Source organism: Brucella grignonensis, assembly GCF_002252505.1.
Lineage (GTDB): Bacteria > Pseudomonadota > Alphaproteobacteria > Rhizobiales > Rhizobiaceae > Brucella > Brucella grignonensis.
In genome coordinates this window covers 134110-146347 of the sequence record NZ_NNRL01000169.1, presented here as the reverse complement: position 1 = coordinate 146347, position 12238 = coordinate 134110, and the positions used below count along the sequence as shown (strand labels likewise).

Here is a 12238-nt window from a genome sequence, read left to right as displayed (position 1 = left end):
AATCTTATCCGTCAGGCTTTAGTTGGTTTTTGTAGTTCTGCGAGAGCCTTGGTGAGCCCTTTCAATGAAAACTTCAGATTGATATTCTGCCCGTTCATCAGGCGCAAACGGGCTTCTCCTGCAGACCCTTTTTGCAAAGCGGCCAGCATTTTTTGATCGAGCTTCTGCTGTGCCCAGCATCCAGCTTGATTACAATTGCGGTAAGGGATCGTAACAACATCTCTGCTGTCAGCAGCCAAACCAAGGCCAATTGGCAGCACAACATTCAGCGGCACAAGAGCGGTCAATAACAGCTCATTGCCGGAAGGCTTTTTGCCAGCTTCGGGCGCTGTCTTTGCAATGGCCAGCGTGAGAACGTTGACGTTCTCTTCGCCCTGTTTAACCTGGGCAATCTGTGCAACCTCGCACTGCGAAACGGTTTTGCCGTCAGCAGCTTTGACCTCAGCGCATCGATAATACCAGTCGTCAAAACGGATCGATTGAACGGCAGTTTCTTCTGACTGCGCAAAACTTGCATTCAATAGTGATACTGCAGAGATGAGGCCTAACGGCACCATCTTCCTGACAAATTGCATTCCAAAGCCCCCTGCTCAAAAGGCCCCAATCCCCTGAGGCACTACTCATAGCATTCAGAGAAAAATCCTCGTCAGCACATGGTATTCAGTTGAGCATTAAAATCACGAAACAAGTAATCTTTTAAATATCAGCAAATACTAAAACAAAATCTGCCGCATATTCAAAAGACATCAGCATTACAGAAATTACGCAATCCGATTGGGATATTTAAACTGAGATGTCAACACCCAACAAATTTGTTAATAGCCAAAATAGACCTTGGTAGCATTTAAACTAACCGCAACAAACTGGCTTTTTAACGGAAAGGCATCAGAGTTCATGTGGCAAGAAAAGCAAGATTTTTCCGCATGTTGGGGCGCGCCGGAAAGAACGCTCTTTGGCGTCAGGTCATCATATTGTTTGCGTGGGCATCCATTTCTGGACGACCAGACAAAGTTACAAAGGGTTACGATCTAAATCAACAAACCGCCATTTGCACAGGCCTCAAACAAAAAAGCTGGCCTCCCTAACCCAGTTTGCCTGTAGGCAGTCTACAAAGTGCAAGGGCAGAGAAGCTCTACGCTAATTCGTTTCTGGAGCTTCTTCTGACTTAGCGTCTGTTGGGAATTCGTTTTGAAGCGTGGTATGGATGAAAATAGCACAGGTTTAGGAGCAAAGCCGAAGGTGGAGTGGTTCTTCATCGAGATTTTGCGATGCGAAGCTGGGCCATTTTCACCATATCCCTTTAGGACGTGGCAAATTTTCTCCCTGAATGCGTCGAGCAGTCTTTGTTCGGCTTAAGTTGCCACTGATGATATTTGACACGACGCCGGGAGCATCGCGGATCGGATCTGGTGCCAGATACGCATATCGCCGCGTTACCTGAGACCGACTATGACCTAACAATTTCCCGACCAGATATGAGCTTTGTCCCGATGACACCGCCAATCCCTCAAATTAATGGGACTTAGAAGTTGGATCTACCCGAAACGCTACCGCTCGCACGATACGTACTATACCTATCATGCGAGCGATGACACTCTTAAACTATAATGCTTCAGTAGATTTCGAATTCAAAGTATTTTGAAACAATCTTATTATATGTTCCATCTTTCATAATCTCGCCAAGCGCCTTGTTGATTTTCTGCTTCAGTTCAGCATCATTCTTGCGCAAACCAACCGCAATTTCTGTCTGTCCCTCCTGCAGATCGCCAGCAATCTTGCAGCAGCCTTTGCCGGTGTCCTTGATCCATGATGCAAGATAGAACTTATCTGCAATAACCGCATCGATACGCCCGTTCGACAGATCCATATCTGCTTCGTCCTGCGATGGATAAAGTTTTATGCTCGCACCATGTTGACCATAGAGCTTTTCGGCAAGATCTGCTTGAGGGGTGGACGATTGGGCGCCGATTACCTTGCCCGTCAGACTTTTATCACTGGCATCGGAAATTCCGCTGTCACTCTTTGTTAGAATGGAAAGCTTGGAGCTGTAATATTTATCGCTGAACGCAATTTCCTTTTCGCGTTCAGGCGTGATCGACATGGAAGCAACAATAGCATCATATTTGCCACTTTGCAGACCCGGAATAATACCATCCCAATCCTGTGCCACGATCGTGCATTTAACGTTCATCTTTGCACAAACGGCATTTGCTACATCTACATCAAGTCCTTGAAGCTTTCCGGAAGCATCCATAAAGTTGAAGGGAGGGTAAGCGCCTTCTGTCGCAATTTTCAGTTCCTCAGCGGCATTGGCAACGCCCCCCATCAGCACAATTCCAGCGCATAGAGAAAGCCATTTTACATATGTTGCGTGCATGTTGTTCACCCTTTTTGCTTGTTTGTGTTTATGCAGAAAACTGAAATTCCTGATCCTTGCGCTGCGCAATAAGTTGATCCAGCCAGCCGGGATCGATCTGTGGAACGGATTCCAGCAGTCTTTGCGTATAGGGATGTCCCGGAGAGCTTAGAACGTCACTTCGAGGACCTCGCTGAACAATCTTTCCCCGGTGCATGACCGCGACAAAATCAGCCACTGCATTGACTGTGGCGATGTCATGACTGATGAAAAGATAAGTCTTGTTCAGCTCTTTCTGAAGCCGGAGCAGCAGCTTGATAAGCTGCTCTTGAACCAGCTGATCAAGTGCAGAAGTAATTTCATCGCAGATGAAAATATCAGGATCAGCGGCGATCGCACGCGCAATGGCGACGCGCTGTTTCTGTCCTCCTGACAGAGCACCCGGGCGGACAAACAAATACTTACGAGACATCTCAACCATGTCAAGAATATCAGCAACACGCCTCTCAAGATCACGCCCCTTAATGCCAAAATAGAAAGACATCGGACGCCCAATCAGATCTATGACTTTCAGCCGGGGGTTAAGTGCTGTATCCGCGGACTGATAGACCATCTGTACGCGTCGCAGATCTTCAAGGCTGCGTTTGCGAAAATCCGACTCCAACACTTTGTCGTTCAGTTTGATTTGGCCCGAAGATGGTTTCAACAATCCAGTAATAGTGCGCGCAAGTGTCGACTTTCCGGAACCTGATTCCCCAACCAGAGCAACCGTTCGTCCGATTGGGAGATCAAGTTTTATGTCATCCAGAACTTTTAACTCGCCAAAATGTACGCTGACATTTTGGACCGAGAGCTGTGATGGCGCCGGTGGTTCCTCCGCCTTTTCCAGCGAACGGACTGACCATAGAGAGCGTGTGTAAGCCTCTTCGGGTTGGGATACGATCTGACTGGTGTTCGCTTCCTCGATCAGACGCCCATGTCGCATGACCATGATGCGGTGCGCCATTTGTGAGACCACGGCAAGATCATGGGAGATATACAGAGCGGCGGTACCATTTTCCTCCACAAGCCGTCGAATGGATGCGAGAACCTCAACCTGTGTTGTAACATCAAGAGCTGTCGTCGGCTCGTCGAAGACGATGATATCCGGGCGGCACATCATTGCCATTGCAGTCATGGCCCGCTGTAACTGGCCGCCGGATGCCTGATGCGGATAGCGATCTCCGAAGTGCTGCGGATCAGGCAATCGCATTTGCCCGAAAAGATCTTCGGCACGTTCAATCTCGGAATTTTTATCATGCGCCATCCCATGGATCAGTGATGGCTCAATTGTCTGCTGCATGAGCCTGTGCGCAGGATTGAAAGCAGCCGTCGCACTTTGTGCAACATAAGAAAGCTGCGCGCCCCACAGGCTTCGCCGCTCTTTATCACTCTTCTTCAGGAGATCCTCTCCCCTGAAAAGGACATTACCAGATGAAACGCGAAATCCCGGCTTCAGGAAGCCTATAGCCGCCAGACCAAGGGTGGATTTTCCGGCTCCGGACTCGCCGATGATACCGAGTACCTCGCCTCTTTTCAGCGTGAGACTGATATTCTGCACGATGGGGATAGTGTGCCCATTTGACGTGACTTCAATGTTCAAATTTTTCACATCAAGAAGCGGTACGTCTTTTCTGTCAGCGCGCATCATCCGCCTCACTATTTAGCTCAAGGAACCAGTCGACAACGAAGTTGACACTGATCGTGAGAAGCGCGATGGCCAGTGCTGGAACCAGAGGTGTGATATTGCCGTAACTGATGAAAGTTGCGCCTTCACGCACCATCGTGCCCCAGTCAGCAGAAGGTGGTTGGATACCCAGCCCCAGAAACGAAAGCGCTGACACTGTGAGAAAGACGAAGCAGAAGCGTAGCCCGAATTCTGCGACAAGCGTCGGCAGAATGTTTGGCAAAACTTCGCGACTGACGATCCAGAATGTCCGCTCACCACGCAAACGTGCCATTTCTATATAATCCATCACAGCAACGTTGCGCGCAGCCGAGCGAGCCAGACGAAAAATCTGTGTAGCGTTCAAAGCTGCAACGATGAGAATGAGGCTTGGAATGGACGAACCAAAAAGCACCAGCAGTATCAGCGCAAAAATGAGTTGGGGAATTGCCATCAATGTATCAGCACAGGCGCATAATACGTAATCAAGAAAGCGCGGTGACACCGAAGCTAGAATACCCAGCCCCGCACCAATGACAAAGGCGATTGACGTTGTCAGAAAAGCGATGCCAACAGAATTACGAGCACCATAGATCATCCGTGAAAGAACATCGCGGCCAATCTGATCCGTCCCGAGTGGAAAACCGATGCTCCAGGGCGCAAATGGCTGCGAAGATACGATCTCCGCTTCACCATAAGGGGCGATAACAGGCGCGAACAAGGCGGTAACTGTGACAAGAAGAATAAACAGCATCGCGATCCGTGTGCTCAACGATGCACTTCTTAACAATCGTGCAAAATTTTGTTTGGCTAGCAGCCAGAAGCTATCTGTTACGTTCAATGGGTACGGACTCTTTTGAAGAGAAGGCTTGCTCATTTTGGATGCGCCAATCTCGGGTTAGTGACCATCGCAATTACATCAGCAACGAGATTGAGCATGATGTAAGTGGCGGCAAAAATGAGCGCGCAGGCCTGAACAACGGGGATATCGCGTGTTCGGACAGCATCAACCATTGCCTGCCCTATTCCCGGATAAACAAAGACAACTTCGACAACCACAACACCGACAATCAGATAGGCAAGATTGAAGGCGATAACGGTGACAATCGGCCCCCATGCATTGGGCAGTGCATGGCGCAGTACGACACGCCAGGGCGACGCCCCTTTGAGGTTGGCCATTTCAATATAAGCGTGCGACATCAGATTGATTATCGCCGCACGGCTCATGCGCATCATATGGGCAATAACACCAAAACTCAGTGTCAGCACTGGTAGCGCGAGACGTTCAATAACTTCCAAAGTGCCCATAGTTGGTGTAATTCGTGCCAACGAATAGAAAATGGGGAACTTTACTGCAAAGAGCAGCATCAACACATAAGCTACAAAAAACTCGGGAAACGAAATGCTGGCAAGCGTAAACGCGTTAAGATTACGATCGAGCCAGCTTTTACGCCGCACTGCCGCCACGATGCCAAGTACCAGCGCAACTGGGATAGCGATAAGAGCCGTTATACCTGCAAGAAACAGTGTATTCTTCAAACGCGGCTCTATAATACTGGATACAGTGCGTGGTTTCCCGCGCCCCGACGAGAACGACAACCCCAGATCACCCTGAAGAGCCCCGGTAATCCAGTGAACGTAACGCACCGGTGCTGATTTATCCAAACCAAGCGCTTGCTGGAACGCAGCAACCGTTTCCGGCGTCGCAGACCGGCCAAGAGTCGTCTTCGCAAAATCGCCCGGCAGAGTTGCGATGGATGCAAAAATGATAATTGATACGGCAAACAATGTGATGAGCCCCGTCCCCAGACGGGTCACAATCATATTGAGAAGCTGTTTATGAACGAAATTCTTGGGCAAAGCTCTAACTTCCGCGAGGTTCCGACAATGGAATTGTCGGAACAGTGATCAGGGTGAGCGATCAAGCGAGGTCTGCGCGCCACCATCTTTCAGCCATGCGAAAGTTATCGCATTGCAACAGATTCCCAATCTCACCATGCGCAATTTTGTTGGACATGGCATCGATGAAGAGTGCGTGAGCGATCACGATGGTGCCGCCATCGTCATGCAGCAATTGCTGCATTTCGGAATAGATTTCCTGACGCTTGGCCTTGTCTTTTTCTGCGCGTCCTTTGATGAGCAGTTCATCAAAGCGTGCATTTTTCCAGGCAGTATCGTTCCATGGTGCATCGCTTGCATAGGTCGTCGTGAACAATGAATCCAATGTCGGCTTTCCAAGCCAGTCAACGCCCACAAAAGGCTTTTTCTGCCAGACATTATCCCAGTATCCGTCATCCGCTTCACGGATAACTTCAATCTCGATGCCTGCCTTTGCCGCATGCTCTTTAAACAATAACGCCGCTTCGATCGCATTTGGGAAAGCCGTTTCAGCGACAGAAAGCTCTACTTTGAGGCTATCAAGCCCCGCTTTCGCCAGATGCTCCTTGGCTTTATCGATGTTATAACTGTGAATTGGTTCTGGATTGATCGCAAAAGGAATTTGCTGTGCCAGAGGGTTGTCATTTGCGACCTTCGCATTTCCAAGAAATGCCTTATTGACGATGTCATCGCGATCAATGGCATATTTGATAGCCATGCGCACATCAGGATTGTCGAACGGGGCATCAGAAACATTCATATCAAAGCTGAAATGGCGAAGGCCACTGACTTTAGATATGTTGATACCGTCCTTGCCTTCGAGCATCGATAGCGTTTTTATATCGGCATCGACCATATAATCGATTTCGCCAGTCAGCAGCGCATTTGTGCGAGCTGCAACATCAACAATATTGAGGAACTCAATCGTGTCGAAGTAAGGCTGTCCCGGCTTATGATAGTTGGGATTACGCTTCATCGAGGCCGATATGCCCGGTTGAAGGTCCTCCATAATATAAGGGCCAGTTGCTACACCGCTTTCCCAGTCAATTCCTCCGCCATCTTTTGCTGGGAAGATTGCCAGATGACAATCAGAAACAAGATAAGGAAAGTCTGCATTTCCGCCTGAAAGCGTGAATATGACCGTTTTATCACCGTCTGCTTTTACGTCGCTGATAGTTTCAACGAGAGCCTTCGCGGCAGAAACAGAGGATGGCCCCATGTGATGACGATAGGATTCAACGACATCATTTGCTGTGACATTGCGACCGTCGTGGAACTTCAGCCCATCGCGGAGTTTGAATGTCCAGACTATGAGATCATCAGAGCTTGAATAGCTTTCGGCAATATCAGGAGCGGCCGAGCCGTCAGTAGCCAGTTCTGTTAAAGCGTTACAAAGTGTGCCACCAAAAACCACCTGTGTGAACGAGCTCTGCCAGCTTGCCGGATCCAGACTGTCGGTTTGCGCACCGTCATTGATAGCGAAGCGGGCGGCACCACCCTGGGCTGGTGCAGATGCGGCAAATGCATCACTTGAAAAACCCAATTTTGCGATCAAAGCCAGAGATGCCGCTCCCATAAGGAAGTGTCGCCGGCTAACTGCATTTGCACCAAAACCTGAAGCGCTCGCCTCAAGCTCAACAACGCATGGTGGTGCCTTGGTTGTATTTTTATCCGATGCCATCAATGTTCCCCTTATTACCCGGCGACCATTCGTGGCCGCTCGCTTTCAGCTCTCAGGCACTCAATTGCGCGAGAAAGCCTAGTTCGGCTTCAAACCTCTCAGCGAGGCACCTGCCTGATCAACTCCCGATGATCGACTGATATTCCCGCCGCTTTTTTTGCTGGCGTGTCGGGATAAAGCCATTGCAGTATTGGATCATTAGATTGATCGGTCAATAAGATTCTGATTGATCAATCAAAAAATATTTCTGGAAAGTCCATTGACTACAATATGTTCTGAGATTATCAAATTTTGTATGGCAAAAAAAAATGTAGAATTATCAAACCATAGTCAGGCTCGCCAGCAACAATTGCTTGCGGCAGCCTTGACTGTTGTGGCGCGTCGCGGCCTGTCGGGAATTACCGTCAATGACATCGCTGACGAGGCCGGATGCAGTTATGGTGTGATCGCATTTCATTTTAAAACCAAAGAAAGACTTCTCCTCGAGGCTCTCAATTTTTTGGCCAGCCACTATGAAGATCTTTGGCGAGAAACGATCCGTAACGCTCCGGAAGATCCGGCGCGCCGTCTGCAGCTTCTCGTTGATGTTGACTTTGATCCACGCGTCGCAAAAACCCGCTATCTGGCGGTATGGATGGCATTCTGGGCAGAGGCTTCACGCGTTCCGGCCTACCGCAAGCGGTGCCTTGAACTTAAAACACGATCACTTGCAACGATCATTGATCTGGTTTCACAGCTTGCTGAGAGCAGATCAATGACAATCGATGCGGAAGCGGTCGCACGCGGGCTTTATGCGTTGACAGACGGATGCTGGCTTTTCGCGCATGTCAGCGGCGAAACAAGCCCTGCGCATCGCGAGCGCTCGCGCAGGCTTTGTCACACATATTTGTCCGCATTCTTTCCGAAGGATTTTTCAGTGCCAGTGGCATCACCGCCTGGTGATGAAGCGGGTGCGGTTGCATAACACAAACACATGTGCCTGCGCATAAAAGCAGGCACGAGCAACACAGAAACGCTGTCAAAGATCGGTCCAACAGGGGAAGCCGACGATAGCAAATGGAGGTTACAATGTACGTCGACATTCAGCGCGAATGGAATGAATCCAATCTCGAACAGGCAGCACATGGCCATTTGATCAGCCCCGCCGAGGAAATGGCTCGCCTTGGCACCAGCGGGGGACGCCCTCTCTTTACCGGCGCTGATGGCATTTACATCTGGGACAGTGAAGGTAAACGTCTGATCGATGGCCCCGGTGGCATGTGGTGTACGCAAGTTGGCTACAACTCGAAGGAAATCGCCGACGCCATTTCCGCACAAGCGCTGCGCCTTTGCTACAACTCACCATGGTATTCGATCAATGGACCTGCGTCAGCTCTTGCAAAACGCATTTCTGAACTCGCACCGGGCGATCTGAACCATACATTCTTTACGACCGGCGGCTCGTCGGCGGTGGATTCCGCACTGCGTTTCATGCAGTTCTACAACAACGTGCTGGGACGACCGAACAAAAAGGCCATTATCTGCCGCATCGACGGCTATCATGGCAGCACACACCTTACCGCCGCCTGTTCGGGGCGTGCAGGTAATCGCCCTAATTTCGATCTTGAACTTGATAACGTCTCGTTCATTTCAGCGCCAAATGTTTTCCGTCGCCCTGCCGGCATGAGTGAAGCAGACTTTCTTGAATTTCTTGTCGATGAATTCCGCGAACGCGTTGAAACGCTTGGCCCGGACAATGTGGGTGCATTTCTGGCAGAACCAGTTCTGGCATCGGGCGGCATACTTATTCCGCCCAAAGGCTACCATCGCCGCATTCTCGAAATTTGCCGTCAGCACGACATTCTCTACATTTCGGATGAGGTCGTCACGGGCTTTGGCCGTTGCGGACACTGGTTCGCATCTGAAGATGTGTTTGATATTGTTCCAGATATTATCACGTTCGCAAAAGGCGTGACCTCCGGCTATGTACCGCTTGGCGGCTTCGTCATATCGGACGCGGTTCTCAATCGCGTTTCCGGTGAGAACGCCAAAGGCAGCTATTACACCAATGGTTATACCTATAGCGGCCATCCTGTGAGTTGCGCGGCAGCCCTCGCCAATATTGATATCATTGAAAAGAATGACATTCTGGAGCATGTGCGAGAAATATCGCCTTATTTCCAGGAGAAAATCCGCGAACTCGGTGAACTGCCACTGATTGGCAGCGCCCGTGGCGTTGGCCTCTTGGGTTGTGTTGAATGCCAGACCAGTCCTGACACCTCTGCTGCGACGCCTTTTGACACACAAGTTGCACTGCGCATTGACCGATATTGCTATCAGTCCGGACTGATCGTCCGCCCGATCGGTAGCATGTGCGTTCTGTCGCCTGCGCTCATCATCACGCGTGATCAGATCGATGACATGATGGAAATACTGCGCTCAAGCATTGTGAAAGTTCAGGAAGAGCTGAAAGCCGAAAGCCGTCTCAGCGCCTGATACGAACAAACAACTCCGATTACACTGTCATACAGGTGGTCACAGCGCCACCTGTAGTGGAGAACGTATATGGTTTTACCAACCATCTCCGAGCGGTCTCTGCCTGAAGATCAGACAGTCTCCAGAGACCCGCTCCTGCAGCCTCTCACCATCAAGAATTTGGTGTTACGCAACCGCATCATGAGCACGAGCCATTCATCTTTTCTGGATGATGGCGGTTTGCCGCTCGAACGCTACCAGCGTTATCATGAAGAGAAAGCCAAAGGTGGTTTGGCACTGACCATGTTTGGCGGCTCGTCGATGGTCGATGTTGATTCAAGCTGGGGCGGCGGCGGTCAGCTTAATATGGCAACCGACGAGATCATTCCGCATCTGCAAGCGCTTTCAACACGTATTCACGCGCAGGGCGCTGCCACCATGTGCCAGATTTCCCATCTGGGCAGACGCGCTGATGCCACAACGCTCAACTGGTTGCCGGCAATTGCCCCTTCGCGCTCACGAGAAACCCAACATCGCGCTTTTTCGCGCGAGATGGATGCGCATGATATTCGCCGGGTGGTGAAAGCCTACGGCGAAGCAGCTCGCCGATGTCGCGAAGGTGGGTTGGATGGTGTTGAAACACTAACCGGCGGACACCTGATCGGACAGTTCTTTTCTCCACGCACAAATTTCCGCTCGGACCGCTTTGGTGGATCAGTCGAAAATCGCGTGCGTTTCGGCCTGATGGTTCATGAAGAGATTCGCCGCCAGATTGGCGACGACCTGATTGTCAGCATGCGCTTTGTGATCGACGAAGCCAGCGATGAAGGACTTTCATTTGAAGACTGTCTTGAAATCGCAGCGATCTTCGAGCGGGAAGGCCTGATTGACGTCTTCAACTGCATCTTTGGCCGCATGGACACAGTCATTGCGCTCGCTGAACAAAACATGCCGGGGATGTCATCGCCTATTGCACCATTCCTCGCAAAAGTTGGTGCCTTCCGCGCCCATACGCGATTGCCGGTTTTCCACGCAGCCCGCATTGCCGACATTGCAACGGCCCGCCACGCTATCCGTGACGGCTTGCTTGATATGGTTGCCATGACACGGGCGCATATGGCAGATCCGCAGCTGGTCAATAAACTCAAGCGCGGAGAAGAAGACCGCATCCGGCCTTGCGTTGGCGCTTCCTATTGCATGCTCAAAAAGGTCAATTGTATTCACAATCCGGCCTCAGGCCGTGAAACGCTGCTACCACAAGTCATCCAAGCATCAAATGACAAACAAAAGAAAATCGTCATCGTGGGCGCAGGCCCTGCGGGGCTGGAAGCTGCACGCGTATGTGCAGAGCGCGGCCACAAAGTGGTTGTTTTTGAAGCGGGCGACAAGCCGGGTGGGCAATTATTACTTGCAACACGTGCCATATGGCGCCGCGATCTCATTGCCATCATTGACTGGCGGGTGGCGGAACTCGCAATATTGGGCGTAGATCTTCGTTGCGGAATTTACGCCGGAAGTGAAGAGGTTCTGGCTGAGCAACCTGACGTCGTCATTGTGGCGACCGGCGGCATGCCGGATACCGAATGGCTTGAAGGCGCCCAGTATTGCGAAACGCCGTGGGATATCCTTGGCGCAACAACCACCCAGACCGGCGATATTCTCGTTTATGACGGCACTGGTCGTCATGATGCACCATCGACTGCGCTCCATCTTGCCGGTCAAGGAGCAACAGTGCGCTATGTGACACCCGATGACAGCCTGTCGCAAGAGGTCGAGTATTCAACCCGCGCTATATATCGCAAGGCTTTCAAAGAACAGAACATTGCTTTCACGACGGAGTATCGTCTTATATCGCTGCGCAAGAACAATCGCATCATTGGTACGTTTCGCCACGAATTAACTGGCGATATTCTTGAGATCGAAGCAGATCGTTTTGTGGTTGAGCAAGGCACCTACCCACTGGATGAAGTATTCACAGAACTTCGTGATCTATCCAAAAACAATGGTGTCACTGATCTCAGCGCTCTGCTCGAAGAGCGAGCGCAACCAGAGGGAAACAGCAACGGCAGCTTTCAATTACATCGTATCGGCGATGCCGTCGCAAGCCGGAATGTGCATGCCGCAATCTACGACGCGATGCGTCTTTGTATAACATTCTGAGTGT

9 protein-coding genes are annotated in these 12238 nt (G+C 50.6%); 3 read left to right on the top strand and 6 right to left on the bottom strand.

Features of this window, described 5'->3' with window-relative positions:
• Positions 1-11: 11 nt before the first annotated feature.
• From CEV33_RS23280 to CEV33_RS23255, 6 genes are all read right to left on the bottom strand, one after another.
• A complete protein-coding gene (locus tag CEV33_RS23280) occupies positions 12-575 on the bottom strand; it encodes an invasion associated locus B family protein (protein WP_235818517.1) in 564 nt (187 codons plus the stop codon).
• A 1037-nt stretch (positions 576-1612) separates the two neighbouring features.
• Positions 1613-2377: a transporter substrate-binding domain-containing protein gene (locus CEV33_RS23275; protein WP_094542716.1), complete on the bottom strand. Its 765-nt coding sequence runs from the start codon at positions 2375-2377 to the stop codon at positions 1613-1615.
• 28 nt (positions 2378-2405) lie between these two features.
• Positions 2406-4043, bottom strand: coding sequence for an ABC transporter ATP-binding protein (locus CEV33_RS23270; RefSeq protein WP_328588610.1), 1638 nt, complete (start codon positions 4041-4043; stop codon positions 2406-2408).
• Positions 4033-4833: an ABC transporter permease gene (locus tag CEV33_RS23265; protein WP_328588609.1), complete on the bottom strand. Its 801-nt coding sequence runs from the start codon at positions 4831-4833 to the stop codon at positions 4033-4035. Before CEV33_RS23265 ends, CEV33_RS23270 begins: the two co-directional genes overlap by 11 nt.
• A 101-nt stretch (positions 4834-4934) precedes the next feature.
• Positions 4935-5885, bottom strand: a complete 951-nt coding sequence (locus CEV33_RS23260) for an ABC transporter permease (protein WP_094542769.1) — start codon at positions 5883-5885, stop codon at positions 4935-4937.
• Positions 5886-5982: 97 nt separating this feature from the next.
• On the bottom strand, positions 5983-7620 hold the full coding sequence (locus CEV33_RS23255; RefSeq protein WP_094542713.1) for an ABC transporter substrate-binding protein: 1638 nt from the start codon (positions 7618-7620) through the stop codon (positions 5983-5985).
• A gap of 295 nt (positions 7621-7915) precedes the next feature.
• Here CEV33_RS23255 and CEV33_RS23250 point away from each other — a divergent pair, with 295 nt between their 5' ends.
• From CEV33_RS23250 to CEV33_RS23240, 3 genes are all read left to right on the top strand, one after another.
• Positions 7916-8584: a TetR family transcriptional regulator C-terminal domain-containing protein gene (locus CEV33_RS23250; protein ID WP_094542712.1), complete on the top strand. Its 669-nt coding sequence runs from the start codon at positions 7916-7918 to the stop codon at positions 8582-8584.
• A gap of 104 nt (positions 8585-8688) precedes the next feature.
• The gene (locus CEV33_RS23245) at positions 8689-10095 is read left to right on the top strand and encodes an aminotransferase (protein ID WP_094542711.1); all 1407 of its coding nucleotides are present in this window, start codon (positions 8689-8691) and stop codon (positions 10093-10095) included.
• Positions 10096-10164: 69 nt separating this feature from the next.
• Positions 10165-12234, top strand: coding sequence for an NADH:flavin oxidoreductase (locus CEV33_RS23240; RefSeq protein WP_094542710.1), 2070 nt, complete (start codon positions 10165-10167; stop codon positions 12232-12234).
• Positions 12235-12238: the final 4 nt, after the last annotated feature.

Excerpts from the sequence above, each read along its gene's own strand:
- CEV33_RS23280 (WP_235818517.1), bottom strand. The coding sequence starts at position 575 with ATGCAATTTGTCAGGAAGATGGTGCCGTTAGGCCTCATCTCTGCAGTA.
- CEV33_RS23275 (WP_094542716.1), bottom strand. The coding sequence starts at position 2,377 with ATGCACGCAACATATGTAAAATGGCTTTCTCTATGCGCTGGAATTGTG.
- CEV33_RS23270 (WP_328588610.1), bottom strand. The coding sequence starts at position 4,043 with ATGCGCGCTGACAGAAAAGACGTACCGCTTCTTGATGTGAAAAATTTG.
- CEV33_RS23260 (WP_094542769.1), bottom strand. The coding sequence starts at position 5,885 with ATGATTGTGACCCGTCTGGGGACGGGGCTCATCACATTGTTTGCCGTA.
- CEV33_RS23255 (WP_094542713.1), bottom strand. The coding sequence starts at position 7,620 with ATGGCATCGGATAAAAATACAACCAAGGCACCACCATGCGTTGTTGAG.
- CEV33_RS23250 (WP_094542712.1), top strand. The coding sequence starts at position 7,916 with ATGGCAAAAAAAAATGTAGAATTATCAAACCATAGTCAGGCTCGCCAG.
- CEV33_RS23245 (WP_094542711.1), top strand. The coding sequence starts at position 8,689 with ATGTACGTCGACATTCAGCGCGAATGGAATGAATCCAATCTCGAACAG.
- CEV33_RS23240 (WP_094542710.1), top strand. The coding sequence starts at position 10,165 with ATGGTTTTACCAACCATCTCCGAGCGGTCTCTGCCTGAAGATCAGACA.